Consider the following 26,728-nt stretch of genomic DNA (forward strand, 5'->3'; position numbering starts at 1 on the left):
CCCGACGTTTCGACGTTTGGGTAAATGGCCCGCGCCAATAAAGATGATAGGAGCCTGAAGTGGAGCATTCCGGCACGCCTGCGCTGCAGGACTACCAGCGTGAATTCATCGAGTTCGCCATCGAGCAGGGCGTACTGCGCTTCGGCGAGTTCACCCTGAAATCGGGCCGGGTCAGCCCCTACTTCTTCAACGCCGGGCTGTTTCGCACCGGCGGTGCCCTGGCCCGTCTGGGGCGTTTCTACGCCCGGGCCATCGTCGACCGCGCCCCCGGCTTCGACGTGCTCTTCGGCCCCGCCTACAAGGGGATTCCCTTGGCCGCCACCGCCGCGGTCGCCCTGGCCGACCATCACGGCCGCGACCTGCCCTATGCCTTCAACCGCAAGGAGGCCAAGGCCCACGGCGAGGGCGGCAATATCGTTGGTGCTTCGCTTTCCGGTGATATACTGATCATCGACGACGTCATCACCGCCGGCACCGCCATCCGCGAGGTGATGGGCCTGATCGAGGCCGCCGGCGCTCGCGCCGCCGGCGTGGTGATCGCCCTGGACCGCCAGGAGCGCGGCAGCGGCGCCCAGAGCGCCATCCAGGAGGTCGAGGCGACCTACGGCATGCCGGTCATCAGTATCGTGACGCTGGACATGGTCCTGGCCTATCTTGAAGAGCATGCCGGCGAGGCGCTGCGTGTCCACGCCGCCGCCATTCGTGACTATCGTTCCCGATACGGCGTCACCGCGACCGCGTGACCGTCGACTGGACAAGACAAGGGTCAAGCTCGCCGCAGAGCGAGCCGATGACAAGGAGAGCGAGATGAAATCGACACTGACGCTGCTGACCGGCCTGGCCCTGATGGGCGCCGCGGGCCTGGTCCAGGCCTCCTCCAGCCTGGACCTCAACCTGGGGCCCGATGCGGTGCAGTTCGAGGCGGCCGGAGAGATCGTTGACGGCATCAGCCTCGGCGGCGGGGTGGTGCACAGCGAGTACCGGGAGGATGCCACCGTCTTCCACGCTCAGCTGATGGGTACCAACCACACCCGTGATCATGAGGTGGGGGTGGGGGCCCGCTGGACCCAGTACGATACCGACTACGGCAAGGGCGGCGGCCTTGGCCTGGGCGGCTACGGCTACGTCTACCTGCCCAACCTGCCCGAGGTCTCCCTGGGGGGCTACGGCTTCTATACTCCGGGCGTTGCCGCCAGCCGCGACCTCGACGACGGCTACGAGATCGGCCTGCGCGCCCGCTACGCCTTCGCCCCCAACGTGGACGGCTACCTCGGCCTGCGCCAGCTGGGTGCCGACTTCGACAACGACGCCGGCACCCGCACCCTGGATCGCGGCGCCCAGGTCGGCGTGCGCCTGCGCTTCTGATCGTCCCGGCGAATCCTCGTCGCCGATGCCCAGCGGGCCCCGTCATGGGGCCCGTCTGCGTTCCACCGGGTTCTCTACCGGAGCCGCCATGCTCGATGTTGTTCTCTACCAGCCCGAGATCCCGCCCAATACCGGCAACCTGATCCGGCTCTGCGCCAATACCGGCTTTCGCCTGCACCTGATCGAGCCGCTGGGTTTCGTGCTGGACGACAGGCGGCTGCGCCGGGCCGGGCTCGACTACCACGAGTGGGCGGCGGTGCGGGTTCACCCCAGCTGGGAGGCCTACCTCGAGGCGGCCGCGCCTACCCGGGTGTTCGCCGTGTCGACCCGAGGGCGCACCGGCTATCATGAGCCGGCCTACGGTGAGGGCGATGCCCTGGTGTTCGGCCCCGAGACTCGCGGCCTGCCCCAGGCGCTGCTCGACGCCCTGCCCGAATCGCAGCGGCTGCGCATTCCCATGCGCGAGGAGAGCCGCAGCCTGAATCTCTCCAACGCCTGTGCGGTGCTGGTCTATGAGGCCTGGCGGCAGCTCGGCTTTCCCGGTGCGGCCACGGTGGATCCTGCGAGGCTCGCGCGATGAATACCCCTGCCACCATCCAGCAGCGCCTGGGCCGGCTCAACCCCCGCCAGCAGGAGGCGGTGCGCTATATCGACGGCCCCTGCCTGGTGCTGGCCGGCGCCGGCTCCGGCAAGACCAGCGTGATCACCACCAAGATCGCCTACCTGGTGCAGGCCTGTGGCATGAGCGCCCGGCGCATCGCCGCGGTGACCTTCACTAACAAGGCCGCCCGGGAGATGAAGGAGCGGGTGGGCAGCATGCTCAAGGGCAAGGAGGGGCACGGGCTGACCGTCTCCACCTTCCACACCCTGGGGCTCAACATCATCCGTCGCGAGCTCAAGGCGCTGGGCTACAAGGCGGGCTTCTCGCTCTTCGACCCCGAGGACGCCAAGGCGCTGCTGCGCGACCTGATGCAGAAGGATGCCCAGGTGGACGCCGAGGCGATCAACTCGGTGCAGCAGCAGATCTCGGCCTGGAAGAACGACCTGATCCTGCCCGGCCAGGCGATGTCCCACGCCGCGGACGATGACGAGCTCTTCGCCGCCCGGGTCTATGAGGCCTACAACCGCCACCTCAAGGCCTACAATGCGGTGGACTTCGACGACCTGATCCTGCTGCCGGTGGTGCTGCTGCGCGACGACCCCGAGGCCCTGGCCCGCTGGCGCAAGCGCATCCACTATATGCTGGTGGACGAGTACCAGGACACCAACGTCAGCCAGTACCAGCTGGTGCAGCTGCTGATGGGAGAGCGCCAGACCTTTACCGTGGTGGGCGACGACGACCAGTCGATCTACGCCTGGCGGGGCGCGCGGCCCGAGAACCTGGTGACCCTGGGCGAGGACTTCCCGCGCCTGCAGGTGGTCAAGCTGGAGCAGAACTACCGCTCCACCGGCACCATTCTGCGCGCCGCCAATACCCTGATCAGCAACAACCCCCACGTCTACGAGAAGACTCTCTGGTCGGAGATGGGCGAGGGGGCGCCGATCCGGGTGGTGGTCAACCGCCACGAGGAGGCCGAGGCGGAGCGGGTGGCCAGCGAGATCCTCACCCGGCGCATCAAGGAGCGCGCCGAGTGGCGCGACTTCGCGGTGCTCTACCGCGGCAACTTCCAGGCCCGGCTGCTGGAGCTCAAGCTGCAGCACTATCAGGTGCCCTACAAGCTCTCCGGCGGCACCTCCTTCTTCTCGCGCAATGAGATCAAGGACGCCATGGCCTACCTGCGACTGCTGATCAACCCGGCGGACGACAACGCCTTCCTGCGCATCGTCAACGTGCCGCGCCGGGAGATCGGCCCCGGCACCCTGGAGAAGCTGGCCAACTATGCCACCGAGCGAGGCATCTCGCTGTTTGCCGCTTGCCACGAGCTGGGCCTGGAGCAGCAACTGCCGGTCAGAGCCGTCGAAAGGCTAGGGCGCTTTACCCACTTTATCGACGGGGTGCGGCGGCGCATGGACCAGGGCGACGCCATCGCCGCCATCCGCGACATGCTGCGCGAGATGGACTACGAGGCCTGGCTCTACCAGAACGCCAGCGCCCCCACCATCGCCGAGCGGCGCATGGCCAACGTCTGGATCCTGATCGACCAGCTCGAGAAGTCGATGCAGGCGGACCCGGAGGAGAGCAGCGCCTCCGAGGAGACCGAGACCGACAGCGTGGAGGCGGCCATCTCCCGGCTGGTGCTGCGCGACATCCTCGAGCAGCAGGCGGAGGAGGATGACTCCGACCGGGTCCAGCTGCTCACCATGCACGCCTCCAAGGGGCTGGAGTTCCCCCACGTCTACCTGATGGGGCTCGAGGAGGAGCTGCTGCCCCACCGCAACGCCATCGAGGCGGGCACCGTGGAGGAGGAGCGCCGCCTGGCCTATGTGGGCATCACCCGGGCGCGGCGCACCCTGACCCTGACCCTGGCCCGCCAGCGCAAGGCCTATGGCGAGCTGATGGACTGCGCGCCGAGCCGCTTCCTGGACGAGCTGCCGGCGGAGGACCTGGAGTGGGAGGGGCGCCCGGACCGGGAGGACCCGGAGAAGAAGCAGGCCCGCGGCAAGGATGCCATCGCCGGGCTGCGCTCTTTACTTGGCTGAGGGCTCTTTACTGAGCTGAGAGCTCTTTACTGGGCTGAGGGCTCTGCTGGCTGGAGCAGACAGACGCACAAACGCAAGCGGGGCGCCCTTGGGCGCCCCGCTTGGCTGTCGGGTCATCCGGTCGACTCAGTCCAGCGCGTCGATCATGAAGTCCACGGCAGCCTTCACCTCGTCGTCGCTGAGGTTGGCAAAGCCACCCTTGGGTGGCATGGCGCCGATGCCGTTGATGGAGTGGTCATAGAGCGTCTCCATGCCCTGCTCCAGGCGCGAGCCCCAGGCGGCGGCATCGCCCTTGATCGGGGCGCCGGCGGCACCGGTCATGTGACAGGCCATGCAGGCCTGGTTGTAGATGGGCTCGCCGTCGATGCCCGCATGGGAGGGAGCATCGCCATCGGCGGCTTCCTCGGCGGCGGCTTCCTCGGTGGCGTCGTCGCTGGCGACCTCTTCCTCGGCGGGTGCCTCGGCAGGCGCCTCCTCGGTCGGCGCCTCTTCAGCCGGGGCTTCCTCGGCCGGTGCCTCTTCCGCGGCGCCGCCAAGCTCCGGCACGTCCATCACCGGCTCGAGCAGGTAGGCGGTAGAGGCGGCGACTTCCTCGTCGGAGAGGTTGGGGTTGCCGCCACGGGCCGGCATGGCATTGAAGCCGTTGATGGAGTGGTCGAGGAGGGTATCCCAGCCCTGCTCGATGCGGGCGCTCCAGGCGCCCTCATCGCCACGGATCGGCGCGCCGGCGGCGCCGGTCTCGTGGCAGGCCATGCAGACGCTGTTGTAGATGGCGCCGCCGTCGATATCGCCGGCACCGCCGTTGTCGCTGGCTGCCGGGGCAGCGTCGGCAGAGGCCGCGGTGCCGCAATCCTCGCCCTGCAGGCAGAGCTGGCCCACTGGCTTGAGACGCTCGGCGATGGCGTCACGGTCGACATTGGCCTGGGCGGTAGCCACGCCGGCGGTCATGCCGAGGGTGGCCAGGCACCCCATGATCAGCTTGCTGGATTTCACTCTCACCACCTCTTGACGGTCCTGTAGGAAGTTATGTGCGGCGCGGGCTGAGCGGCAGCGCGGCCGGGTGACGCCATGACGCGCATAATGGGCGCTAGTATACCGACATCCCCGACGGCAGGAAAATGCAACACCCCCCGCCATTGGCATGAGAGCCGGGAATGATGGAGCCGGTCGGCGCTGGACAGGCGACGCCTTGCGGTTTAGGATGTGGGCCGCCTGGTGTTACCGCCAGGCATGCGCGCCCATAGCTCAGCTGGATAGAGTACTGCCCTCCGAAGGCAGGGGTCGCAGGTTCGAATCCTGCTGGGCGCGCCAGCTTGCCAGGCCCGTGGAGTTTCTCCACGGGCCTTTTGCGTTTTCTGACCTGCAGGAAAAAGCGCAAGCATGCTTCTCGAAAACAGAAAGGATTCCCCCCGCATTTCACGTCCCGGCCTCTCGGTCGTCCCCGGGTGCCTCTGCTATCGTCTCGTCTTGCGAATCAGGGCTTTCGGTCGCCTGCCGAAAGCCCTGCGCGTCAACCCGAACCCAACGAGAGGAGGCAGCAGCAGATGGCAGACACCCTTGCTGATACCGCGATTCCCGCCACCATGTCGGCCATGCTGCTGACCGGGCACGGCGACGTCGACCGGCTGGTCTACCGCGACGACGTGCCGGTGCCCCGGCCGGGGCCGGGCGAGGTGCTAGTGCGGGTCACCGCCACCGCCAAGAACAATACCGACCGCAAGGCCCGCGAGGGGCTCTACCCGGTGAAGAAGGGCGAGGTCACGTCCTTTGCCATGGGCGGCGAGCCGACCCTGACCTTCCCGCGGATCCAGGGCGCCGATATCGCCGGGCGCGTGGCGGCGGTGGGCGAGGGGGTCGACCCGGCGCGGATCGGCGAGCGCGGCCTGCTCGACTTCAACCTCTACCCGGACGCCCGCCGCGATATCAACCTGACCCCGGACTACTACGGTCACGGCGCCGACGGCGGCTTCGCCGAGTACGTGGCGGTGCCCTCGGACCAGTTCCACCATGTGCCCAACCCGGAGATCAAAGATGCCGAGCTCGCCGCCATGGGGATGTGCTCCTACCAGACCGGCTACCACATGATGACCTCGGCACGGGTCAGTGCCGGTGAGCGGGTGCTGGTCACCGGCGCCAGCGGCGGGGTGGGCACGGCCCTGATCCAGCTCTGCCGCATCGTCGGCGCCGTGCCCTACGCGGTAAGCCAGCCTGACAAGGCCGAGGCGCTCAAGGCGCTGGGGGCCGAGGCGGTGATCGACCGCGGCGATCTGGCCACCTTCGTGCCCCGGGTACTCGAGGCCACCGGCGGCGCGCCCATCGATGCGGTGATGGACCTGGTCGGCGGCGAGATGACCGATCTGTTCATCGACACCATGATCCACGACATGAAGGCGCGGAGCACCTACCCGCGGCTCTCCATCGCCGGGGCCAGCGGCGGCAATATCTCGGAGATCCTCTGGACGCGCATCTATCTCTATCAGGTGCAGCTCTTCGGCGTCTCCCACGGCACCCGGGAGGAGGCGGAGCAGCTCATCGCCTGGATCCGCTCGGGCGAGCTCAGGCCGGTGCTCCACGCCGCCTTTCCGCTCTCCGAGCTCCACGAGGCCGAGCGCTACTTCGTCAGCCGCGGCAGCAACTTCCTGGGCAAGATCGTGATCGTCCCCGACGCCGAGTGGGACACGCACGGCGCCCCCTTCGCCCTGGCTTCCCCCTCTGCCCGCCAGGAGCCGCGCCCATGAGCCGCCCGCTGACCTTCCAGATGATGGACACCCACGCCGGCGGCGACGTCAGCCGCATCGTGCTCGGCGGCATCGCGCCGCTGCCCGGCGACACCGTACGCGACCAGATGCACTACCTGCGCGACGATGCCGACGGCCTGCGCAAGCTGCTGCTCTTCGAGCCCTACGGCATCCCCGAGATGTCGGTGGACCTGATCGTGCCGGCCACCGACCCCGAGGCCGCCGCCGGCTACATCATCATGGAGGTGATGGGCTATCCGATCTATTCGGGCTCCAACACCATCTGCACCGCCACCGCGGTGCTGGAGGCGGGCATCGTGCCCAAGCGGGAGGGGGTGCAGCACTTCACCCTGGAGGCCCCGGCGGGGCGGGTCAAGATCGAGGCCCGGGTGGAGAACGGCGTGGTGGAGGCGATCACCTGCGAGGGACTGCCCAGCTACATCGACACCCACCGTGCGTCGATCCAGGTGCCGGGCATCGGCGAGGTGACCTACAGCGTGGCCTACAGCGGCGGCTTCTACGCCCTGGTGGACGCCACCGAGCTCGGCTTCTCCCTGGTGCGGGAGGAGGAGCGGGCCCTGGCCGAGTGCGCCCACCGCATCGTCGAGGCGATCCAGGCCGAGCGGGGCTTCTCCCACTACACCCTGGGCGACGTGGGCCCGCTGCCCTTCCTGCACTTCATGGGGCCGGTGGAGCAGGTGGCGGACGGCTTCTACCGTTCCCGCTCCACGACCTACGTGCACCCGGGGGTGATCTGCCGCAGCACCACCGGCACCGGCACCTCGGCGCGCCTGGCGCTGATGCACCATGAGGGGCGCATCCAGCCCGGCGACCGGCTGGAGACCGTCTCCCTGCGCGAGACCGGCTTCATCGGCACCTTCACCGACACTCGCCGGGAGGGGCCCCACGCCGTGGTGGAGAACACCATCACCGGCAAGGCCTATGTGCTCGGTCATACCGAGGTGGTGGTCAACTGCGACGACCCCCTGGTGGCATGCGACGGCCTGCACCATATCCTGACCGCTCGCCAGAGCTGAGGCGAACGCACCGAGGGGCGCCGGGGATAACCTTGACCCCGCCACCTAGACTCGGCCGGCATGCCCGCCAGCCCCTTGAGCCCTCGCGAGAAAGGGGGCAGGCTGGCGGTCATTCACCCCCTTTTTCCGGAGGCTTCCATGGCCATCACCAACTTTGCCGACCTGCTCGGCGAGGCCCGCCTGCAGCCCGACGCCCAGCGGCTGCTGTTCGTCTTCACCCGGGCCGAGCTGCCCGACAACCCTACCGCCGAGCAGCGCCGGAATTTCGAGCAGGGCGCCGGCGGCGTGCTCACCCCGGTGCTATGCGTCGACAAGGCGCCCGAGGAGCTCTCCGACATGGCCGCCCTGGTGGCGGAGTCGAAGGAGACCGGCATCGAGTGGGACATCCTCTTCGTGGGGGCGCTCTCCGGCCGCGGCGGCGAGGCGCCGAGCGCCGAGCAGGCCGAGGCCCAGCTCGAGCGCATGGTGGAGTCGCTCAAGATGGGCAGCGTCGATCAGTTCCTGGCGCTGGACCGCCAGGGCGAGGCCGTCCAGATCGGCTGACATCGGGGTGTCATCACCCATAGGGTTGAATTATCGCCTCGATGCCACCATTCAATTTACGCTATCGAAGAATGCGGGCTAACATGCGCTCCGTATTCCAGTTCACCTTCATACCAAAGTCTAGAGGAGCATCATCGAATGTCCCTGCTGAACACCGAAGTCAAGCCGTTCAAGGCCACCGCCTACCACAACGGCGAGTTCGTTGACGTCACCGAAGCGAACCTGAAGGGCCAGTGGAGCATCTTCTTCTTCTATCCGGCCGACTTCACCTTTGTCTGCCCCACCGAGCTGGGCGACCTGCAGGACAAGTACGAAGAGCTCAAGAAGCTGGGCGTCGAGGTCTACAGCGTCTCCACCGACACCCACTTCACCCACAAGGCGTGGCACGACAGCTCCGAGACCATCGGCAAGCTCCAGTACCCGATGCTGGCCGACCCGACCCTGCAGATCTCCCGCAACTTCGAAGTGCTGATCGAGGAAGCCGGTCTGGCCGACCGCGGCACCTTCGTGGTGGACCCGGACGGCAAGATCCAGATCGTCGAGCTGAACGCCGGCAACATCGGCCGTAACGCCGAAGAGCTGCTGCGCAAGGTCAAGGCCGCCCAGTACGTTCGCAACAACCCGAACGAAGTCTGCCCGGCCAAGTGGAAGGAAGGCGAAGAGACCCTCGCTCCCTCCCTGGACCTGGTCGGCAAGATCTAAGGTCTGCCCCTGCCGCGAGGCCCCGCCCCGGGCCTCGCCGCTTCCCACCCGGGCACCTGCTGCCCGGGTGTTTTCTACCCGTCACAAGCATGTCTCGGGCGACGCCTTCGGCGCTCGCACGGCCTCCTTGTGATCCCGTTTCGCGAACATGAAGGAAACCGCTGTCATGTTGGACGACAATCTGAAAAGCCAGCTCAAAGCCTATCTGGAAAAGGTCACCCAGCCGTTCGAGATCGTCGCGTCCCTCGATGACGGCGCCAAGTCTCAGGAGCTGCACGGTCTGCTGACCGATATTGCCGGCCTGAGCGACAAGATTACCCTGCGCAGCGACGGCCAGGACGCCCGCAAGCCGTCGTTTGCCATCAACCGCCCCGGTGAGGAGACCGGCGTGGTCTTCGCCGGCCTGCCCATGGGCCACGAGTTCACCTCCCTGGTGCTGGCCCTGCTGCAGGTCGGCGGCCATCCGCCCAAGGCCAGCCAGGAGGTGATCGAGCAGATCCAGAGTCTCGAGGGCGAGCTGCGCTTCGAGACCTACTTCTCGCTCTCCTGCCAGAACTGCCCCGACGTGGTCCAGGCGCTGAACCTGATGGCGGTGCTCAACCCCAATGTCCACCACGTGGCCATCGACGGGGCCCTCTTCCAGGACGAGGTCGAGGAGCGCCAGGTGATGTCGGTGCCGAGCATCTACCTCAACGGCGAGCTCTTCGATCAGGGCCGCATGAGCCTTGAACAGATCCTGGCCAAGGTGGACACCGGTGCCGCCAAGCGTGAGGCCGCCAAGCTCAATGAGAAGGGCCTCTTCGACGTGCTGGTGGTGGGCGGCGGCCCGGCCGGCGCCGCGGCAGCGGTCTACGCCGCGCGCAAGGGCATCCGCACCGGCGTTGCCGCCGAGCGCTTCGGCGGCCAGGTGCTCGATACCATGGCCATCGAGAACTTCATCTCCGTGCCCCACACCGAGGGCCCCAAGCTGGCCGCGGCGCTGGAGGAGCACGTCAAGGAGTATGAGGTCGACATCATGAACCTGCAGCGTGCGGTCAAGCTGGTGCCGGCGGCCCAGCCGGGCGGCGAGCACGAGGTGCAGTTCGAGTCGGGCGCGAGCCTCAAGAGCCGGACCCTGGTGCTGGCCACCGGTGCCCGCTGGCGCGAGATGAACGTGCCCGGCGAGGCCGAGTACCGCAACAAGGGCGTGGCCTACTGCCCCCACTGCGACGGCCCGCTGTTCAAGGGCAAGCGCGTGGCGGTGATCGGCGGCGGCAACTCCGGCGTCGAGGCGGCCATCGACCTGGCCGGCATCGTCGGCCATGTGACCCTGATCGAGTTCATGGACGAGATGCGCGCCGATGCCGTGCTCCAGAAGAAGCTCAAGAGCCTGCCCAACGTCGACATCATCCTCGGCGCCCGCACCACCGAGGTGAACGGCGACGGTGCCCGCGTCAACGGCCTCACCTATGAGGAGCGCGCCAGCGGCGAGATCAAGCGCCTCGACCTGGAAGGCATCTTCGTGCAGATCGGCCTGGTGCCCAACACCGAGTGGCTCAAGGGCTCCCCGGTGGAGATGTCCGAGCGCGGCGAGATCATCACCGACGCCCACGGCATGACCAGCGTGCCCGGCATCTTCGCCGCCGGCGACGTGACCACGGTGCCCTACAAGCAGATCATCATCGCCATGGGCGAAGGGTCCAAGGCCGCCCTCGGCGCCTTCGACCACCTGATCCGCAGCTGATCGGCGGGGCCGGGCGCTTCTTCCCGGCCCCCGCCCTTCACAGCGACGCCCCCGCAGGCCTGGCCTGCGGGGGCGTCGTCGTTCTCATGGTCGGCCGTGACAGCTCAGTTCATCAGCCACAGGAAGGGCAGCAGGGTAAGGGCCAGGATCACCGCCACCGCCACGGCCACCAGCAGCATGCGCACGGGGTGGTGGCGCAGGCGCGACCACAGGGTCGGGGCCTCGCCCCGCTCGACCAGGTCGTCGCGCGCCTGGCGCATCCGCTCGGCCAGCCCCTCCTGGTAGGCGTCGAGCACCTCCCGGGCTGCCTCGTACTGGCTCTCGTCATGGAGCCAGATGGCCGCCACGCCGAGCCCCCAGAAGCCGGCTCGGGTCTCGTAGGTGTCGAAGCCGCGGGCGTCCAGCAGGGCACGCACCTCCTCGGCCTCCTCGTCGGGCACGTTGCCCAGCCGAAACAGCAGTCTTGCCACATCGCTCTCCTGTCTGGCCGGCTCAGGGCAGCTCGGCGCGCTCGATCACCACGGGCTCCCGGGGCACGTCCTGGAAGGGGCCCTGGCGGCCGGTGGGCACCCGGCGGATGGCGTCGACCACCTCCATGCCTTCCACCACCTGCCCAAATACGGCGTAGCCCCAGGTCTGGCCCGACTGCGGACTGACGTGGTCCAGGAAGCCGTTGTCGGCGACGTTGATGAAGAACTGGGCGGTGGCGGAGTGGGGCGCGCCGGTACGCGCCATGGCCAGGGTGCCGCGGCGGTTCTTCAGGCCGTTGTCGGCCTCGTTGGTGATGGGGTCGCGGGTCGCCTTCTGGCGCATCTCGGCGTCGAAGCCGCCGCCCTGGATCATGAAGCCGTCGATGACCCGGTGGAAGATGGTGCCGTCGTAGTGGCCCTCCTGCACATAGGTGAGGAAGTTGTTGACGCTCTCCGGGGCCTCGGCCTGGAACAGCTCGATGCCGATGGCGCCGTGGCTGGTGTGCAGGATGACGTCGGGCGAGGTGCCCTCCTCGGCCTGGGCGGTAGAGACGGCGAGGCCCAGGGGCAGGGCGGCGGCAAGCAGCAGGGCGGGAATCAGCGGACGTTTCACGGGGCGGGTCACCATGTTTGTGAAAATAGAGGGGTTGTGGAAATCGATGGTCGGAAAGTCAGGGTTCCCAGCATAAGGCCCCATGTCAGCGCTGTCAGCGCCTGGCCGGTGATTGCGTTTATCCAGCGTCCGTTAATGTTTGACATGGGTCACGGAGGAGGGTGGAAAAGAGGTATCGAGTATGGATCTTATGAGGGGATTCCCGGACCATCGCTGCATGAGGGTCGGCGCCTGTCGCCGGCCCGGTGAATCCAGGCCCGGCCGTCGGTCGGGTGTCACCAGCGGCGGGAGGGTGCAGCAGATATGGTGGCGGAACTCGGTAACTTCGCGCTGATCCTGGCGCTCTGCCTGGCGCTGCTGCAGAGCGTGCTGCCGCTGGTGGGCGCCCAGACCGGCAGCCTCAGGCTGATGCGCACGGGGCGCTTCCTGGCCAGCGGCCAGTTCGTCTTCCTGGCGATCGCCTACGGGGTCCTGACCTGGGCCTTCGTGGTCAGCGACTTCAGCGTGCGCTACGTGGCCAGCCACTCGGCGCTGAGCCAGCCGCTGATGTACAAGATCACCGCGGTGTGGGGCGGCCACGAGGGGTCGCTGCTGCTCTGGGTGGCCATCCTCGGCGCCTGGGGCGTGGCGGTGGCCCGCTTCAGCCGCTCGCTGCCCCGGGAGATGCTGGCCCGGGTGCTGGCGGTGATGGGCATGGTGTCGGTGGCCTTCATCGCCTTCACGGTCTTCACCTCCAACCCCTTCGACCGCATCGTGCCCGGTCCCATGGATGGCCGCGGCATGAATCCGCTGCTCCAGGACCCGGGGATGATCCTGCACCCGCCGCTGCTCTACATGGGCTATGTGGGCACCGCGGTGGTCTTCGCCCTGGCCATGGCGGCGCTGATGGGGGGGCGCCTGGACGCCGCCTGGGCGCGCTGGTCGCGCCCCTGGACCATCGTCGCCTGGGTCTTTCTCACCCTGGGGATCGCCATGGGCTCCTGGTGGGCCTACTACGAGCTGGGCTGGGGCGGCTGGTGGTTCTGGGATCCGGTGGAGAACGCCTCCTTCCTGCCCTGGCTCACCGCCACGGCACTGCTCCACTCCCTGGCGGTGACCGAGAAGCGCGGCGGCTTCAAGGTGTGGACCCTGATGCTGGCCATCATCACCTTCGCGCTGGTGGTGCTGGCGGCCTTCATCGTGCGCTCCGGGGTGATCACCTCGGTGCACGCCTTCGCCACCGACCCGGATCGCGGCGTCTTCCTGCTGGCCATGCTGGCGGCCACCCTGCTGGGCTCGCTGACCCTCTACGCCTGGCGGGCGCCCCGGGTCGGCCTCGGCGGCGGCTTCCACTGGTTCTCCAGGGAGTCGCTGCTGCTGGCCAACAACGTGCTGCTTACCGTGGCCTGCGTAGCGGTCTTTATCGGCACCCTCTACCCCCTGGTGCTCGACGCCTTCGGCCTGGGCAAGATCTCGGTGGGCCCCCCCTACTTCGATGCGGTGTTTGCGCCGCTGATGCTGCCGCTGCTGCTGCTGGTGGGCCTCGGCCCTACGGTGATGTGGAAGCAGTCCAGCCCCGCCGAGGTAGTGCGCCAGCTGCGCTGGGTGCTGCTGGCAAGCGTCGTGGCCGGCGGCCTGTGGCCGCTGACCATGGGCGCCTGGCGCCCGCTGACCGCGCTCTCGCTGATGCTGGGCAGCTGGATCATCCTTACCGCGCTGCTCGATATCCATAAGCGCCTGGGCAGCTCACGCCAGCCGCTGACAAGGCGCCTGCGCCGGGTCATGCGCCCGAGCTTCGTGGGCATGCACCTGGCCCACCTGGGCCTGGCGATGGTGGTGATCGCCATCGCCATGGTCAACACCTACGAGGTGGAGCGCGACGTGCGCATGGAGCCCGGCCAGACCACCTCGGCGGCGGGCTTCGACTTCACCCTGCTGCGCCTGGAGGAGGTGCGCGGGCCCAACTACGACGCCGACCAGGCGGTGGTTGCGGTGACCCGCGACGGCCGGGCGGTGGCCACCCTGCTGCCCCAGCGCCGCTACTACGACACCCAGCCCCAGAACCCCATGCACCAGGCCTCGCTGCATCGCGCGGCGACCCGCGACGTCTATGTCTCCCTGGGCGAGCGGCTGGTGGGGGACGCCTGGAGCTTCCGGCTCTACTACAAGCCCTACATGGCCTGGATGTGGAGCGGCGCCATCCTGCTCGCCCTGGGCGGCCTGCTGGCGGCCTGTGACAAGCGCTATCGGCTGGCCCGCCGCCGCGAGCGCGAGGCGGCGGCCAAGCCGGGCATCGGCCGGGAGGTGACCGCCTCATGAAGCTCAAGCTGCTGGTTCCGCTGGTGGCCGTCACGGCCCTGCTCGGCCTGCTGCTGCTGGGCCTGGGGCTCAACTCCCGGGACCTGCCCTCGCCCCTGGTGGGCCAGCCGGCGCCGGCCTTCATGCTGGAGTCCCTGGAGGATCCCGAGGTGCTCCTGACCGAGCAGGACTTCATCGGCGAGGTGGCCCTGGTCAATGTCTGGGCCACCTGGTGCAGCACCTGCCGCCAGGAGAAGCCTCTGCTGATGGAGCTGGCCCGGGGCGGCATCCCCATCCACGCCTTCAACTACCGGGACGAGCGCGACGCCGCGCTGCGCTACCTGGAGATGACCGATAGCCCCTACCGCACCATCGCCTACGACCCCGCGGGGGATGCCGGCATCGACTGGGGCGTCTACGCCACCCCCGAGACCTATGTGCTGGATGCCGAAGGGGTGATTCGCTACAAGCGCATCGGCCCGCTCTCCCGCCAGCTGCTGCTCGACGAGGTGCTGCCCCTGATTGAAAAACTGAGAGCCGAACAGCGCCGGGCAGCCGAACCGGCGGGGAGGACGACATGAGCCGCTGGATGGCAGGCCTGCTGATGCTGCTGGCCCTGGCGCTTTCGCCCGGCATCGCCCTGGCCACGGCCATCGGCGAGCCGCTTGACTTCGACAGCGAGGCCCAGCGCCAGCAGTACGAGACCCTGACCCGAGAGCTGCGCTGCACGGTGTGCCAGAGCGAGACGATCCACGAGTCCAACGCCGAGCTCGCCGCCGACATGCGCCGCCGCGTCTACCAGATGACCCGGGACGGCATGACCGCCGAGGCCATCGTCGACTTCATGGTGGCTCGCTATGGCGACTATGTGCGCTATCGGCCGCCGCTGCAGGCCAATACGGCGCTGCTCTGGGCGAGCCCCTTCCTGCTGTTCGGCGGCGGCCTGCTGGTCTGGTGGCAGGTGATGCGCCGGCGCAGCCGCCTCGATGATGAACCCGAATTCACCGACCAAGAGCGTGCGGCGCTGGAGCGCCTGCGCCGTGGCGACTGACCCCGGAGGTCCGACGAGATGAATGGCGTCTTTCTGCTGCTGGCCCTGGGCCTCTGCGTGCTGGCCCTGGCCTTCGTGCTGATACCGCTGCTGCGCGAGCCCCGCGGCGTCGAGTCGCCGGAGCGTCGCGAGGTGCTGCTGGCCGTACACCGCGACCGGGTGGCCGAGCTCGACCAGGACCTGGCCAGCGGCACCCTGACGGTCGAGCGCCACGCCCGTGCCCTGGCTGACCTGGAGCGCGAGCTGCTCGACAGCGGCGTGCTGGAGGACGCCGTCGGCGCCGGCAGCGACACTCGCCGGCAGCGTCGCCTGGCTCAGGTCGCGGCGGTGGCCAGCATGGCGCTGCTGCCCTTCCTGGCGATCGGCACCTACCTCTCGGTGGGCTACAGCGAGGAGGTGTTCGCCGCCCGGGCCCCGGCGGGTCAGGCCATGCCCCCCCTGGTCCAGGAGGAGCCCAGCGACGAGGAGATGGTGCGCGAGTTCAGTCGCCTGGTAGAGGGGCTCCAGGCGCGCCTGGCCCAGAACCCCGATGACCTTCAGGGCTGGGTGCTGCTGGGGCGCACCCTCACCTTCCTCGACGAGTTCGAGGCGGCGGGGCGCGCGCTGCGCGAGGCGCTGCGCCACGGCGGCGACCGCGACCCCGAGGTGCTGATTCGCTACGCCGACGTGCTGGCGGAAATTGAAGGCAGCCTGGAGGGGGAGCCTGCGGCGCTCATCGAGCAGGCGCTGGCCATCGACCCCGAGCACGCCCAGGGGCTCTGGCTGGCCGGTACCCGGGCCTATCAGGCCGGCGCCCATGACGAGGCGCGCGCCTACTGGGAGCGCCTGCTGGCGGTGCTGCCGGAAGGCACCGCCGAGGCCGAGGTGATCCGCGGCAACCTGATGCAGCTGCAGCAGCCCTGATGGCGCCAGCGAGGAGGCCGAGATGACCTATCGCTTCAGCCGGGAGACCCTGCGGACGGTGCGCCAGGTGCCGCTCTTCGCCGGTCTTTCCGAGGAAACCCTGGGGCTGCTGGCCAGGGGGGCCCATGAGCGCTGCTGCGCTCGCGGCACCCGCCTCTTTGCCGAGGGTGAGCCCGCCGATCGCTTCTACGTGGTGCTCGACGGCTGGGTGAAGCTCTTCCGCGACAGCCCCGACGGCAGCGAGTGCCTGGTGGGGCTCTTCACCCGGGGGGAGTCCTTCGCCGAGGCGGCGATGTTCGATCGCCAGGGCTTTCCGGTGAACGCCAGCGTCGCCGAGGAGGCCCGGCTGATGATCTTCCCGGCCGAGCCCTTCCTGGACACCCTGTTCGAGCATCGCGACCTGACCCTCAACCTGCTGGCCAACCTCACCGGCATGCTGCGCTCCCTGGTGCTGCAGATCGATCAGCTCACCAACCAGTCGACCCACCAGCGGCTGGCGGCCTTCCTGCTCTCCCTCTGCCCCGATGACGCTGTTCGCACCACCGTCTGTCTGCCCTGCGACAAGATGCTGATCGCCGGGCGCCTGGGCATGAAGCCCGAGAGCTTTTCCCGGGCCCTGGCGCGCCTGCGTTCGTTCGGCGTGCGCTGCGAGCGCAACTGCGTCCATCTCGAGGACCTGCCGGCGCTGCGCCTGCTGGTCCGCGGGGGAGAGTCGCGTCCCCTGCCGGCCTGTCCTGGTCTCAATGGCACGCGGGTCTCCCACTTCCTTTCGTCGCCTCCCATGACATAAGTCAACGCGACGGTTTGCCACTTGACAGTGGTCAAGTGAGCAAAGAGGTAAAGCTGCTACTACTTATACGCAGGTGGAGGGTGTCACCGGGTTTGACTGGCTGCAGGCCCGGGCCTTGTGAGACTCCTTCCAGACCTTACCCCACGGGGAAACAGAGCGAGGCACGTTATGCACAAGAAAGCACTGAGCAAGGGAATCTTCGCCCTCAGCTTCCCGCTGGCCGCCATGATGGCGGGCGGCGTGCAGGCTGATGCACCGGAGATGACCGCCGAGGAGATGGACCGCGCCGGTAACATCTACTTCCAGCGCTGCGCCGGCTGTCACGGCACCCTTCGCGGTGGCGCGACCGGCCCCGGCCTGCTGCCGGAAGACACCATCGGCATGGGTCAGCGTCGTCTGGAGAGCATCATCACTCTGGGCACCGAAGGCGGTATGAACAACTTCGACGGTATCCTGGATCCCGAGGAGATCACCCTGATCTCCAAGTACATCCAGCAGCCTCCGGAAGAGCCGCCGGAGATGTCGCTCGCCGATATCCGCGAGACCTGGAAGATTATCGTGCCGGAAGAGGAGTGGCCGGATTCGCCCCAGCACGACCTCAACTGGGAAAACTTCATGGTCACCATCCTGCGTGACCGTGGCGCCATGGGCATCATCGACGGCGACACCAAGCAGCTCGTCACCGAGGCCGAGACCGGCTACGCCGTGCACGTGGCCAAGTCCAGCTCCGACGGCCGCTTCTGGTACGTCCAGGGCCGTGACGGCCGCCTCTCCAAGATCGACCTCTGGATGGATCCGCCCCAGGTGACCGCCGAGGTGTTCATCGGTATCGACGCTCGTGACGTGGCGGTGTCCAAGTACGGCGAGTGGGAGAACAAGTACGTCATCGGTGGCGGCTACTGGCCCCCCCACTTCGTGATCGCCGACGCCCACACCATGGAGCCGCTCAAGGTCGTCTCCACCCGCGGCTACAACACCAAGGGTGAGTATGTCCATGAGGCCCGGGTGGCGGCACTCTATGACACGCCCATGGCGCCCTCCTTCCTGGTCAACGTCAAGGAGACCGGGATGATCTGGCAGGTCGACTACAGCGACCTCGAGAACCTGCGCATCGACAAGATCGAGTCTGCCGAGTTCCTGCACGACGGCTTCTTCGACTCCACCGGTCGCTACTTCATGATCGCGGCCAACTTCAGCAATCGGATGGCCTTCGTCGATACCGTGGAGCGCAAGCTCGTCAGCCTGCTCGATACCGGTGCGATTCCGCACCCGGGGCCGGGCGCCAACTGGGTAGACCCGGAGTGTGGTCCGGTGGCTGGCACCACCCATCTGGGTGAAGGCCGCATGTCCTTCTGGGGCACCGATCCGGAGAACTATCCGGAACACGCCTGGCAGATCTGCGACATCGTCGAGACCGACGGCCCGGGGCTCTTCCTGCGCAGCCACCCGAACTCTCCGCACGTCTGGATCGACCAGTCCATGCACCCGGAGGCCGACGTCAACCAGTGGATCCAGGTCATGAACAAGGAGACGCGTGAGCTGACGCCGATTCACGTTGCCGACCGTCCCGCCGAGCATGATGCCGTTGCCCTGCACTTCGAGTACGACCAGTCCGGCGAAGAGGTGTGGGTCTCCATCTGGGCCCGCGGCCGCGGCCACCAGGAGGACGGCGCCATCGTGATCTTCGATGACAAGACCATGGAGGAGAAGGCTCGGGTCGAGAACCTCTACACGCCGACCGGCAAGTTCAACGTCTACAACCGCAAGGCGAAGTACAAGCACGGCTAAGCCGATCCGCCGGAGCGCCCCTGGGCGCTCCGGCTCCTTTTCCAGCCATTCGTGTCGTTCCGGAAACAGGCAGTCGGAGTGGCTGGGCAAGGGGCCGGACACCATAACGAAAGCAAGGCATCTCGAGAGCAGGCATCTGCTGTCATGACATTTTCGGGAGATTGACATGCTGAGGGAGCGACTGCGCAACTGGCGCAAGTTCACGATCATGGGGGCGTCGCTGGGGGCCGTGGCGGTCTTCTTCGTCGCCGGTATCCTCTTCTGGGGAGGCTTCAACACGGTGATGGAAGCCACCAACAACATGAAGTTCTGCAGCTCCGCCTGCCACGAGATGAGCTGGGTCTACGAGGAGTACAAGGACCGCCCCCACTACCACAACAAGTCGGGCGTCGGGGCCACCTGCTCCGACTGCCACGTGCCCGACGCCTGGGGGCCCAAGATGATCCGCAAGATCGAGGCCAGCCGCGAGGTATGGCACTGGATGCTGGGGACCATCAACACCAAGGAGAAGTTCGAGGGCAAGCGCCTGCAGCTGGCCGAGAACGTCTGGCGCTCCATGCTGCGCACCGACTCTCGCGAGTGCCGCAACTGTCACGACTGGTCCGCCATGGACCTGGAGCAGCAGCCGGCCCGCGCCTCTCGTGAACACGCCCGCGCCTTCGAGCAGGGCCAGACCTGCATCGAGTGCCACCAGGGCATCGCCCACGAGCTGCCCGAGGCCTGGGACGAGTCCGAGGTGTGGGCCGCCCGCTTCGAGCACGACGAGCCGGAGACCGATCTTGCCGAGCGCGGCGAGCCGGCAATGCCGCTGGAGGCCGAGGAGCTGGGCGAGGCCGTGGCCGCCGAAGGCGATATCGCCTCCACCCTGGCCTGGGATGAGGTGCCGGTGCTGGACGTGACCCTCTTCATGCCGGGCCAGGCCTCCATCGAGTGGATCCAGGACGGTAGCGAGCACGGCGGCGGTCGCGCCTTCAGCTTCGGCGATCGCTGCATCTGGTGTCACGCCGGCGAGGAGGCCGATATCGGCGCCCTGGCAACCAGTGCCGAGAAGATCGAGACCTATGACCTGGGCGACAAGCGCGGCCATATCCCGATGACGGTGCAGACCGCCTTCGACGACGACTATCTCTACATGCGCTTCCAGTGGGAAGACGCCGAGCATGCGCCGCTGCCCTTCGTCGATGGCGGCATGATGGACCCGGAGAACGAGATCAAGCTGACCGTCAGCTTCGCCGATGACCGCGTCGACATGGCCGACCGCGGCGGCTGCTGGGCCAGCTGCCACCACGACTCTACCTATATGCCCGATGCCCCCGACCAGGAGGCCCTGGAGCAGAGCGAGCTGGCCGAGCGCCTGGCGCTGATGGAGGGCGTGACCAAGTACCTCTCCGAGAGCCGGACCGAGATCGAGGTGCGCGGTCGTCGCGGCGCCGCCCGCGGCGGCTGGGACAAGCTCAAGGAGCAGGAGGAGATCGACGAGCTGTTCGGCGGCGGGGTCTACCTGGACATGGCGCGCTTCAAGAGCGGCAGCGAGCGCACCGAGTCCGGCTATATCCTCGAGCAGCGCCACTTCGACGAGAGCGAGGCGGTGGTGTTCAGCGCCGGCAAGGAGGACGGTATCTGGACCGCCTATATGACCCGCGCCCTGCGCACCGGTCAGCAGGGCGACAAGCCGCTCTCCCTGGACGGCAAGTACAACATCAACTTTGCGCTTCACGATGATCATGCCTCCTCTCGCTTCCACCATGTCTCCTGGCAGCACGGCCTGATGTTCGGTGCCGAGGAGGTGGACGAGGAGATGGTCGAGATCAACGCCATGCGCATCGAGCGCTGAAAGAAGGAGGTGGAATGAATCAAGCGAGGCAACTCCGCGGCTGGATCGGCGCCCTGGCGCCGGCCCTGCTGCTGGTCGCCGGGGCGGCCCTGGCCGCCCCGACCATCACCGGCTACGGCAGCGCCGAGTTCGGCATGTCGCCCGACGAGGTGCGCGAGCGCCTGATCGAGGATGGCGTGACCGACGTCAGCGAGGAGCAGACCGCCGACGGCGACCTGCTGATCGATGGCCGCCTGGGCGGCGACCCTGCGGTGGAGACCGACCTGCGCTATGTCTTCCCCGCGGGCAGTGAGCAGCTGGCGCTGGTGGTGGCCTTCCATCCCGAGGTGGACGATCACCCCGCGGTCAAGGAACGGCTGACGGCCGAGTACGGCCAGCCATGGGGGGAGGAGATGGCCGAGTGGTGGCTGGAGCAGCTTGCCGAGGGCATGCCGGCTACCCCGCTGGCCTTCACCGCCTGGGGCGGCGATGAGCAGCAGCGAGACCGCTTCGTGCGGCTGTGGACCTTCGAGGAGTACCTGACCGTGGAGTATCTGGATAACCGGCGGCTCTCCGGCCAGCCGTAGTCGCGGTCGCCATCATGCCCTACCTGGGGCCGCCCTTAGGGGCGGCCCCTTTATGCGTTGACACCCTGATCCGCTGATAGCGAGGAGTAACGAGATGAAGCCTACCGTTCTACTGGCCGCCGCCCTGCTGGCGGGAGCCGTCACCCAGGCCCAGGCGTCCGATCACGGCCACCACGGCCACGCCCACGGGGAGATGACGGAGTCCCGCCATGAGGTGCGCGGTATCTATCTCGGCTATGACGCCGAGGCGCACCGCATCAGCGTGGCCCACGAGGAGATCCCTCAGGTGATGGCGGCCATGCGCATGAACCTGCATCTGGCCGAGGAGGTGTCGGCACCCGAGCTTGCCGAGGGTGAGCCGATGGGCTTCACCATGGTGGGCAAGGCCCAGAACGGCATGCGCTGGTACGCCGAGTCCTTCGAGGCGCTGCCGGCCGACACCGAACTCGAGCTGCCGGAGAGGCTGCGCGAGATGATCGGTCACTGAGCCGCCCTCTCAGGCGATGGTGTGCTTCTTCATGCGGTAGAGGAGGGTATCCCGGGTCAGCCCCAGCAGGTCGGCGGCCCGGGTGCGGTTGCCCCCGGTCTGGGCCAGTGCCTGACGAATCAGCTCGATCTCCAGCGCCTCCAGGCTCAGGCCGCAGGAAGGCAGCTGCCAGCCTCCGCCGGTTGCCGGCGTCGCCAGGGGCGCCAGCCACCCCTCGGGGAGGCTCTCCGGCGTCAGGGTCTGGCCGTGCAGCAGGACCACGCACCGCTCCACCAGGTTGCGCAGCTCGCGGACATTGCCCGGCCAGGGATTGGCGGCCAGGCGCCTGAGCAGCGCCGGGGTGAAGGTGGGAGCCTCTACGCCGTGGCGACCCGCCAGCTCGCGGCAGAAGCGCTTGACCAGCAGCGGCACGTCGCCGTCTCGCTCGCGCAGGGGTGGCAGCTCCAGGGGGATCACGTGAAGCCGGTAGAAGAGGTCGGCGCGGAAGGTGCCGGCCTCCACCCGGGCGCGCAGGTCCTGATGGGTAGCGGCGAGAATGCGCACGTCTACCCGCTCGGCCCGGTCCGCTCCCAGGGCCTGACACTCGCCGTTTTCCAGGAAGCGCAGCAGCTTGCCCTGGGCCGCCAGGGGCAACTCGGCGACCTCGTCCAGGAAGAGGGTGCCGCCGTGGGCCTGCTGGACCCGGCCGCGCTTGTCGGCCTGGGCGCCGGTAAAGGCCCCGCGGCGGTGGCCGAAGAGCTCCGACTCGACGAGGTCCACCGGAATGGCGGCGCAGTTGAGCGTGACCCAGGGGGCCCCGGCGCGGCGACTCTCGCGGTGTACCAGGCGCGCCATCAGCTCCTTGCCGGTGCCGCTCTCGCCGAGAATCAGCACCGTGGCGTCGGTGGCGGCCACCAGGCGAGCAGAGCGCACCACGCTCTGCAGGGCGGGTGACTCGCCGATAAGCTCGGCGGCGAGCATCTTGTGCTCCTGGGCTTGCGTCATGACACTCCCCACTGGGTGATCAGCAGCGGCACGGGGGCCAGGGCGATGATGGCCAGCCCGGCCAGCCGGCGGATAGCGGGATGGCGCAGGGTGGCGGCTACGCGGCTCGCCATCACCCCCACCGTGAACAGCATGGGCAGGGTGCCCAGCCCGAAGAAGAGCATGAAGAGCCCGCCGCGCAGGGCGCTCTCCGTGGTCATCCCGTAGAGCAGCGCCGAGTAGACCAGCCCGCAGGGCAGCCAGCCCCAGACCAGCCCGAATCCCCAGGCCTGCGTCAGGCGCCGTACCGGCAGCAGCCGACGCCCCAGCGGCTCCAGGCGCCGCCATAGCGGCCGCCCCAGCGACTCGATGCGCGAAAAACGGGGAAACCAGCCGGCGATATGCAGCCCCACGGCCACCAGGAAGAGCATGCCCAGACTGCCCATGACCAGGCGGTCCGGCGTGCCCACCAGGCCCATCAGCCAGCCGGCGCTGGCGGCCACCAGCACCCCGGCCACCACGTAGCTGGTGATCCGGCCCAGGTTGTAGGCCAGGTTGAAGGCCATCAGCCAGCGGGGCTGGCGGCGAACCTCGGGGGAGAGGCTGAAGGTGAGGGCCCCGGCGATGCCGCCGCACATCCCCAGGCAGTGGGTGCTGCTGAGCAGTCCCAGCAGGAAGGCCACGGTCCATTCGGCCGGCATCGGCAAGGGTCTCCTGAACGCTTCGGCTTACCGGGTGTGAGTCCTGAGTTGGCCCTGATTCTATCGCACTGGCCGCGGCAGGTCCTCGGGGCGAGGAGGCGATATATGGCGGGGTGCCATGCATCAACAGGAGAGCTCGATATAGGGTTATGCCTCCGATCCTGGCACGGAAGGTGCATAGGCTAGGTACCGTTTCGTTGACGTGCTTCGCCCCCTTCTCAGGGGGCTTTCTTTTGTCCGCCACGCCGCCCACCCGGGCCCGGCGGGCTGCGTGGCGGCTGCGCAGCGACGCCTCGGGGAGCCGGATGTCGACCCGGGCGGGGCGGCCGGCTGTGGCATATGCCACAGCCGGTAGGCCAAATGCCCCTCCCAGAGGTGTCCGGCGGGCGATGTCTCCTCCTCCTGACCCCTGCCGCGCGTGGAAGAGGCGCGATGGCACATTAATTGCTCATTAAGCCGTGTCTACAGGAACCTCAGGGAACAGGATTGATGTCGCACGCCTCTCGCTTTCTCCGCACCGGCCTGGCGGCCGCCGTCTCGCTGGCCGCCTGGCAGGCCGCCGCCGCCGAGCCCGCCATGTCGACCATGGTGATCACCGCGCCGGCCATGACCGACCCCTACCGGGTCTCCACCGATGCCCGCACGCCGCAGCTGCCGCTGCCCGCCGCCGACGGTGGCGCCTTCCTCAAGTCGGTCCCCGGCTTCAGCGTCAGCCGCAAGGGGGGCACCAGCGGCGATCCCGAGCTGCGCGGCCTGGGCGGCTCGCGGCTCAATATCCTGGCAGATGGCGCCAATATTCTAGGGGGCTGCGGGGGGCGCATGGACCCGCCAACCGCCTATATCTTCCCCCAGGCCTATGACCGGGTCGAGGTGATCAAGGGGCCCCAGAGCGTGCGCTACGGCGTGGCTCCGGCCGGGGTGGTGCGCTTCGAGCGCGACAAGCCCGAGCTGAGCGAGTCCACCGTGGAGGGCTTCGCCAGTACCACCCTGGGCAGCAACGACCGCTTCGATCTGGTGGGCGATATCACCGCCGGCAATCGGGAGGGCTATGTGCGCCTGATCGGCACCCTCTCCGACCAGGACAACTACGAGGACGGGGACGGCGAGGAGGTGCACTCGAGCTACAACCGCTGGAGCGGTACCGCCATCGTCGGCTGGACCCCCGACCCCGATACGCGCATCGAGCTTGCCTTCGACCGCAGCGACGCCGAGGCGGCCTACGACGACCGGGGAATGGACGGCACCGAGTTCGACCGTACCGGCTATACCCTGACCGCCAGCCGCCGGGACATCACCCCCTGGCTCGGCGAGGTGGAGCTGCAGCTCTACTATAACGACGTCGACCACGTGATGGACAACTACACCCTGCGCCAGCCGCCGGGCATGCCGATGGTACAGAACCCGGACCGCCGTACCCTGGGCGGGCGTCTGGCCGCCGAGCTGGAGCTGGCGCCCGCCACTCGGATGGCGGTGGGGATGGACTATGCCGAGAACGAGCACCGCTTCCGGAGTGCCGGCGGCATGCAGGCCTTCGCCTACCGCGACCTGCCGCGCCAGGAGGTGGCGCGCTTCAAGGACTACGGCGTCTTCACCGAGGTTGAGCAGGAGCTCTCCGAACGCAGCTGGATCACCCTGGGCCTGCGCGTGGATCGCAGCGAGGCCGAGGCGCGCAGCGCCGACGGCTTTGCCCGCCTCGAAGGCTTCGGCGGAGCAAAACGGGGAGAAACCTCACGCTCGACCCTGTGGAGCGGCTTCGCCCGCTACGAGTACGCCCTGGAGCCCCAGCCGCTGAGTCTCTTCGCCGGGGTGGGGCGCGCCGAGCGTGCCGGGGACTTCTGGGAGCGCCGTCGGGTCTTCGACCTGGAGACCGAGACCCTGACTCAGCTGGATACCGGGGCCAGCTGGCACGGCGACAGGCTCAGCGCCAACCTGTCGCTCTTCCATGGCTGGTATGACGACTACATTTTGGTCACCGAAGGGGGCCGGAGTGCTGATAACGTGGATGCCAGGACCTATGGCCTCGAGGCCGATATGCGCCTGCGGCTCACCGACAGCTGGGGCCTGACCTCGACCCTGGCCTGGGTGCGCAGCAACAACACCAGCGAGGATCGCCCGCTGGCCCAGACCCCGCCGCTGGAGGCAACCCTGGGCCTCGACTATGCCCGGAATGCCTACTTCGGCGGCGTGCTGCTGCGCGGCGTGGCTCGCCAGGACCGCATCGCCGAGGGGCAGGGCACCATCTACAGCCTGGATACCAGGGAAACCCCCGGATTCGCCACCGTTTCCGCCTATGGCGGCCGTGAGCTGTTCGGCAATACCACCCTGACCCTTGGGGTCGACAACCTCTTCGATCGCACCTACGCCGAGCATATCCAGAACGGCAGCGCCGACCTGGGGACCTCCGCCCAGCCGGTCAACGAGCCGGGCCGCATCGTCTGGGCCAACCTGACCACCCGCTTCTAGCCGTCCCCGGGCCCGAGGCAGGCGCCCCGCCCTCCGAAAGGAGGGCGGGGCGCCGTCGTTTTCGCCTCGCGCGTGTCTTTCAGCCGAGGTCGTCCAGGCACTGCTGCCGGGCGCGGGCCATGGCCTCGGCGGCACCCTCCAGGGAGAACACCATGAACCAGGGATCGTCCTCGCCGCGCATCAGGCGCAAGCGAAGGGTCTCGCCGCTGGCCATCTCCTCCAGCAGCAGCGCCTGCTCCTCGAGGAAGAGCTGCACGTAGAAGCCGCTGTCGCCGCGCTCGATGATGAACTCGGCCTCGCCGCCGTGGATGGTCTCGTGGTCCACGCGCAGGTCGGCGGGCACCCGGTTGACCACGCGACTCTCCGGCTGGCGCTCACCGAGATCCACCCTCAGCTCCAGCCAGGGGCGCTCGCAGGCTCCCGGGGTGAAGTTGACGCTGAGCAGGGAGTCACCGTAGCTGCTGGCCTCCATGGCGCGGTAGTGGCGCTCCTCGCCCAGCGCCAGGGTCAGCGACTGCCAGCGGTCATGACGTTCGCTGTCCTGGGTGTTGAAGAGGGCGGCCAGGGCGGGGCCCGGCGCGAGCAGCAGGGCGGCCAGCAGCGGTGCGCAGGCAAGGGGGGCGAGCTTGGGCATGGGCAGGGCTCCTCGGGGACGAGGCGTCGATGTTAGCAGCCTGCCTCTGCGCCCGCTCCACGAAACGCTACTCCTCCGGGTCGGCGAAGTAGGCGGCCAGGTCGGCGATATCTTGCTCGCTGAGCCCGCGGGTCATGCTCTGCAGCAGGTGGCCCCCCTCGCCGGCCTGCAGGGCGATCATCCGCTCCCGGAAGAGCAGCGGCTCCATGCCGGCGATGCTGGGGTAGCGGGTGATATTGCTGCGGCCCTCCCGGCCGTGGCAGCTGGTACAGAGAGGAGCCAGCTCGGCACCCCGCCCGGGGTCGCCCGGCAGGACCGTTTCGATTTCCGCCAGCGCCGCGGGGGCGACCAGCAGGGCAAGAGTGGCCAGCAGGGCAAGAGTGGCCAGCAGGGCCACAGGGGCATTCGGCATGATCCACTCACTCCGTCGAGAGAACCTG

General features: G+C 68.2%; 26 protein-coding genes and 1 tRNA gene. 20 read left to right on the plus strand and 7 right to left on the minus strand.

Annotated elements, in window-relative coordinates; translation table 11 throughout:
• Window positions 1-59 precede the first annotated feature (59 nt).
• The 4 genes from pyrE to rep all read left to right on the plus strand — a co-directional run bounded on the left by pyrE (window position 60) and on the right by rep (window position 4,005).
• Window positions 60-743: an orotate phosphoribosyltransferase gene (gene pyrE, locus ACRYRV_RS08500; RefSeq protein WP_444985414.1), complete on the plus strand. Its 684-nt coding sequence runs from the start codon at window positions 60-62 to the stop codon at window positions 741-743.
• Window positions 744-807: 64 nt separating this feature from the next.
• On the plus strand, window positions 808-1,365 hold the full coding sequence (locus ACRYRV_RS08505; RefSeq protein WP_309637251.1) for a YfaZ family outer membrane protein: 558 nt from the start codon (window positions 808-810) through the stop codon (window positions 1,363-1,365).
• An 88-nt stretch (window positions 1,366-1,453) separates the two neighbouring features.
• Complete coding sequence (gene trmL, locus ACRYRV_RS08510; RefSeq protein WP_309637252.1) at window positions 1,454-1,945, plus strand: tRNA (uridine(34)/cytosine(34)/5-carboxymethylaminomethyluridine(34)-2'-O)-methyltransferase TrmL; 492 nt, start codon at window positions 1,454-1,456, stop codon at window positions 1,943-1,945.
• Window positions 1,942-4,005, plus strand: a complete 2,064-nt coding sequence (gene rep, locus ACRYRV_RS08515) for a DNA helicase Rep (RefSeq protein ID WP_444985413.1) — start codon at window positions 1,942-1,944, stop codon at window positions 4,003-4,005. Before trmL ends, rep begins: the two co-directional genes overlap by 4 nt.
• 126 nt (window positions 4,006-4,131) lie before the next feature.
• Here the strand turns inward: rep and ACRYRV_RS08520 are convergent, their stop codons facing one another.
• Window positions 4,132-4,998, minus strand: coding sequence for a c-type cytochrome (locus ACRYRV_RS08520; RefSeq protein WP_444985412.1), 867 nt, complete (start codon window positions 4,996-4,998; stop codon window positions 4,132-4,134).
• A 241-nt stretch (window positions 4,999-5,239) separates the two neighbouring features.
• Here ACRYRV_RS08520 and ACRYRV_RS08525 point away from each other — a divergent pair.
• From ACRYRV_RS08525 to ahpF, 6 genes are all read left to right on the plus strand, one after another.
• Window positions 5,240-5,316, plus strand: a tRNA-Arg gene (locus ACRYRV_RS08525).
• 233 nt (window positions 5,317-5,549) lie between these two features.
• On the plus strand, window positions 5,550-6,743 hold the full coding sequence (locus ACRYRV_RS08530; protein ID WP_444985411.1) for an alcohol dehydrogenase catalytic domain-containing protein: 1,194 nt from the start codon (window positions 5,550-5,552) through the stop codon (window positions 6,741-6,743).
• Complete coding sequence (locus ACRYRV_RS08535) at window positions 6,740-7,780, plus strand: proline racemase family protein (RefSeq protein ID WP_444985410.1); 1,041 nt, start codon at window positions 6,740-6,742, stop codon at window positions 7,778-7,780. The genes ACRYRV_RS08530 and ACRYRV_RS08535 overlap by 4 nt, the downstream gene beginning before the upstream one ends.
• A gap of 138 nt (window positions 7,781-7,918) precedes the next feature.
• The gene (locus tag ACRYRV_RS08540; RefSeq protein WP_444985409.1) at window positions 7,919-8,323 is read left to right on the plus strand and encodes a ribonucleotide reductase subunit alpha; all 405 of its coding nucleotides are present in this window, start codon (window positions 7,919-7,921) and stop codon (window positions 8,321-8,323) included.
• A gap of 138 nt (window positions 8,324-8,461) precedes the next feature.
• Window positions 8,462-9,025, plus strand: coding sequence for an alkyl hydroperoxide reductase subunit C (gene ahpC, locus ACRYRV_RS08545; protein WP_299316478.1), 564 nt, complete (start codon window positions 8,462-8,464; stop codon window positions 9,023-9,025).
• A 166-nt stretch (window positions 9,026-9,191) separates the two neighbouring features.
• A complete protein-coding gene (ahpF, locus tag ACRYRV_RS08550; RefSeq protein WP_444985408.1) occupies window positions 9,192-10,748 on the plus strand; it encodes an alkyl hydroperoxide reductase subunit F in 1,557 nt (518 codons plus the stop codon).
• 104 nt (window positions 10,749-10,852) lie between these two features.
• Here ahpF and ACRYRV_RS08555 read toward each other — a convergent pair whose 3' ends face one another.
• Both ACRYRV_RS08555 and ACRYRV_RS08560 read right to left on the minus strand, forming a co-directional pair.
• A complete protein-coding gene (locus ACRYRV_RS08555; protein ID WP_309637257.1) occupies window positions 10,853-11,218 on the minus strand; it encodes a DUF6164 family protein in 366 nt (121 codons plus the stop codon).
• Between the two features lie 22 nt (window positions 11,219-11,240).
• Window positions 11,241-11,783 carry a peptidylprolyl isomerase gene (locus ACRYRV_RS08560; protein ID WP_444986183.1) on the minus strand — a complete coding sequence of 181 codons (543 nt, stop codon included), beginning with the start codon at window positions 11,781-11,783 and terminating at the stop codon, window positions 11,241-11,243.
• Window positions 11,784-12,134: 351 nt separating this feature from the next.
• On the opposite strand from ACRYRV_RS08560, the gene ACRYRV_RS08565 reads away from it, so the two are divergent.
• The 9 genes from ACRYRV_RS08565 (at window position 12,135) to ACRYRV_RS08605 (ending at window position 21,527) form a co-directional block, all read left to right on the plus strand.
• Window positions 12,135-14,129 (plus strand): heme lyase CcmF/NrfE family subunit, encoded by a 1,995-nt coding sequence (locus tag ACRYRV_RS08565; RefSeq protein WP_444985407.1) that lies wholly within the window; start codon window positions 12,135-12,137, stop codon window positions 14,127-14,129.
• Window positions 14,126-14,689 (plus strand): DsbE family thiol:disulfide interchange protein, encoded by a 564-nt coding sequence (locus ACRYRV_RS08570; RefSeq protein ID WP_444985406.1) that lies wholly within the window; start codon window positions 14,126-14,128, stop codon window positions 14,687-14,689. Before ACRYRV_RS08565 ends, ACRYRV_RS08570 begins: the two co-directional genes overlap by 4 nt.
• Window positions 14,686-15,159: a cytochrome c-type biogenesis protein gene (locus ACRYRV_RS08575; protein WP_253447049.1), complete on the plus strand. Its 474-nt coding sequence runs from the start codon at window positions 14,686-14,688 to the stop codon at window positions 15,157-15,159. Before ACRYRV_RS08570 ends, ACRYRV_RS08575 begins: the two co-directional genes overlap by 4 nt.
• An 18-nt stretch (window positions 15,160-15,177) precedes the next feature.
• Entirely contained in the window at window positions 15,178-16,062 is an 885-nt protein-coding gene (gene ccmI, locus ACRYRV_RS08580; RefSeq protein WP_444985405.1) for a c-type cytochrome biogenesis protein CcmI, read from the plus strand.
• Between the two features lie 22 nt (window positions 16,063-16,084).
• Window positions 16,085-16,852, plus strand: coding sequence for a Crp/Fnr family transcriptional regulator (locus ACRYRV_RS08585; RefSeq protein ID WP_253447042.1), 768 nt, complete (start codon window positions 16,085-16,087; stop codon window positions 16,850-16,852).
• Between the two features lie 168 nt (window positions 16,853-17,020).
• Window positions 17,021-18,640, plus strand: coding sequence for a cytochrome D1 domain-containing protein (locus tag ACRYRV_RS08590; protein WP_253447039.1), 1,620 nt, complete (start codon window positions 17,021-17,023; stop codon window positions 18,638-18,640).
• A 166-nt stretch (window positions 18,641-18,806) separates the two neighbouring features.
• Window positions 18,807-20,474: a NapC/NirT family cytochrome c gene (locus ACRYRV_RS08595; protein WP_253447035.1), complete on the plus strand. Its 1,668-nt coding sequence runs from the start codon at window positions 18,807-18,809 to the stop codon at window positions 20,472-20,474.
• A 14-nt stretch (window positions 20,475-20,488) separates the two neighbouring features.
• Window positions 20,489-21,040 (plus strand): hypothetical protein, encoded by a 552-nt coding sequence (locus tag ACRYRV_RS08600; RefSeq protein ID WP_253447032.1) that lies wholly within the window; start codon window positions 20,489-20,491, stop codon window positions 21,038-21,040.
• Between the two features lie 94 nt (window positions 21,041-21,134).
• A complete protein-coding gene (locus ACRYRV_RS08605; RefSeq protein ID WP_444985404.1) occupies window positions 21,135-21,527 on the plus strand; it encodes a hypothetical protein in 393 nt (130 codons plus the stop codon).
• A 9-nt stretch (window positions 21,528-21,536) separates the two neighbouring features.
• On the opposite strand, the gene ACRYRV_RS08610 is transcribed toward ACRYRV_RS08605, so the two are convergent.
• Both ACRYRV_RS08610 and ACRYRV_RS08615 read right to left on the minus strand, forming a co-directional pair.
• On the minus strand, window positions 21,537-22,511 hold the full coding sequence (locus ACRYRV_RS08610) for a sigma-54 interaction domain-containing protein (RefSeq protein ID WP_444985403.1): 975 nt from the start codon (window positions 22,509-22,511) through the stop codon (window positions 21,537-21,539).
• Window positions 22,508-23,191 (minus strand): sulfite exporter TauE/SafE family protein, encoded by a 684-nt coding sequence (locus tag ACRYRV_RS08615; protein ID WP_253447023.1) that lies wholly within the window; start codon window positions 23,189-23,191, stop codon window positions 22,508-22,510. The genes ACRYRV_RS08610 and ACRYRV_RS08615 overlap by 4 nt, the downstream gene beginning before the upstream one ends.
• A 489-nt stretch (window positions 23,192-23,680) precedes the next feature.
• On the opposite strand from ACRYRV_RS08615, the gene ACRYRV_RS08620 reads away from it, so the two are divergent.
• The gene (locus ACRYRV_RS08620; protein ID WP_444985402.1) at window positions 23,681-25,654 is read left to right on the plus strand and encodes a TonB-dependent copper receptor; all 1,974 of its coding nucleotides are present in this window, start codon (window positions 23,681-23,683) and stop codon (window positions 25,652-25,654) included.
• Between the two features lie 79 nt (window positions 25,655-25,733).
• Here ACRYRV_RS08620 and ACRYRV_RS08625 read toward each other — a convergent pair whose 3' ends face one another.
• Together ACRYRV_RS08625 and ACRYRV_RS08630 are read right to left on the minus strand one after the other, a co-directional pair.
• A complete protein-coding gene (locus tag ACRYRV_RS08625; protein WP_444985401.1) occupies window positions 25,734-26,288 on the minus strand; it encodes a hypothetical protein in 555 nt (184 codons plus the stop codon).
• A 67-nt stretch (window positions 26,289-26,355) separates the two neighbouring features.
• Window positions 26,356-26,700: a c-type cytochrome gene (locus tag ACRYRV_RS08630; protein ID WP_444985400.1), complete on the minus strand. Its 345-nt coding sequence runs from the start codon at window positions 26,698-26,700 to the stop codon at window positions 26,356-26,358.
• Window positions 26,701-26,728 lie beyond the last annotated feature (28 nt).

The organism is Halomonas mongoliensis (genome assembly GCF_052496345.1).

What these genes read in the sequence shown, in the direction of transcription:
- ccmI (WP_444985405.1), top strand. Translation starts at nt 15,178, where the DNA reads ATGAATGGCGTCTTTCTGCTGCTGGCCCTGGGCCTCTGCGTGCTGGCC.
- ACRYRV_RS08565 (WP_444985407.1), top strand. Translation starts at nt 12,135, where the DNA reads ATGGTGGCGGAACTCGGTAACTTCGCGCTGATCCTGGCGCTCTGCCTG.
- ACRYRV_RS08600 (WP_253447032.1), top strand. Translation starts at nt 20,489, where the DNA reads ATGAATCAAGCGAGGCAACTCCGCGGCTGGATCGGCGCCCTGGCGCCG.
- rep (WP_444985413.1), top strand. Translation starts at nt 1,942, where the DNA reads ATGAATACCCCTGCCACCATCCAGCAGCGCCTGGGCCGGCTCAACCCC.
- ACRYRV_RS08570 (WP_444985406.1), top strand. Translation starts at nt 14,126, where the DNA reads ATGAAGCTCAAGCTGCTGGTTCCGCTGGTGGCCGTCACGGCCCTGCTC.
- ACRYRV_RS08595 (WP_253447035.1), top strand. Translation starts at nt 18,807, where the DNA reads ATGCTGAGGGAGCGACTGCGCAACTGGCGCAAGTTCACGATCATGGGG.
- ahpF (WP_444985408.1), top strand. Translation starts at nt 9,192, where the DNA reads ATGTTGGACGACAATCTGAAAAGCCAGCTCAAAGCCTATCTGGAAAAG.
- ACRYRV_RS08630 (WP_444985400.1), bottom strand. Translation starts at nt 26,700, where the DNA reads ATGCCGAATGCCCCTGTGGCCCTGCTGGCCACTCTTGCCCTGCTGGCC.
- ACRYRV_RS08585 (WP_253447042.1), top strand. Translation starts at nt 16,085, where the DNA reads ATGACCTATCGCTTCAGCCGGGAGACCCTGCGGACGGTGCGCCAGGTG.
- ACRYRV_RS08605 (WP_444985404.1), top strand. Translation starts at nt 21,135, where the DNA reads ATGAAGCCTACCGTTCTACTGGCCGCCGCCCTGCTGGCGGGAGCCGTC.
- ACRYRV_RS08590 (WP_253447039.1), top strand. Translation starts at nt 17,021, where the DNA reads ATGCACAAGAAAGCACTGAGCAAGGGAATCTTCGCCCTCAGCTTCCCG.
- ahpC (WP_299316478.1), top strand. Translation starts at nt 8,462, where the DNA reads ATGTCCCTGCTGAACACCGAAGTCAAGCCGTTCAAGGCCACCGCCTAC.
- ACRYRV_RS08530 (WP_444985411.1), top strand. Translation starts at nt 5,550, where the DNA reads ATGGCAGACACCCTTGCTGATACCGCGATTCCCGCCACCATGTCGGCC.
- ACRYRV_RS08575 (WP_253447049.1), top strand. Translation starts at nt 14,686, where the DNA reads ATGAGCCGCTGGATGGCAGGCCTGCTGATGCTGCTGGCCCTGGCGCTT.
- trmL (WP_309637252.1), top strand. Translation starts at nt 1,454, where the DNA reads ATGCTCGATGTTGTTCTCTACCAGCCCGAGATCCCGCCCAATACCGGC.
- ACRYRV_RS08610 (WP_444985403.1), bottom strand. Translation starts at nt 22,511, where the DNA reads ATGACGCAAGCCCAGGAGCACAAGATGCTCGCCGCCGAGCTTATCGGC.
- ACRYRV_RS08540 (WP_444985409.1), top strand. Translation starts at nt 7,919, where the DNA reads ATGGCCATCACCAACTTTGCCGACCTGCTCGGCGAGGCCCGCCTGCAG.
- ACRYRV_RS08535 (WP_444985410.1), top strand. Translation starts at nt 6,740, where the DNA reads ATGAGCCGCCCGCTGACCTTCCAGATGATGGACACCCACGCCGGCGGC.
- ACRYRV_RS08620 (WP_444985402.1), top strand. Translation starts at nt 23,681, where the DNA reads ATGTCGCACGCCTCTCGCTTTCTCCGCACCGGCCTGGCGGCCGCCGTC.
- ACRYRV_RS08505 (WP_309637251.1), top strand. Translation starts at nt 808, where the DNA reads ATGAAATCGACACTGACGCTGCTGACCGGCCTGGCCCTGATGGGCGCC.
- ACRYRV_RS08625 (WP_444985401.1), bottom strand. Translation starts at nt 26,288, where the DNA reads ATGCCCAAGCTCGCCCCCCTTGCCTGCGCACCGCTGCTGGCCGCCCTG.
- ACRYRV_RS08615 (WP_253447023.1), bottom strand. Translation starts at nt 23,191, where the DNA reads ATGCCGGCCGAATGGACCGTGGCCTTCCTGCTGGGACTGCTCAGCAGC.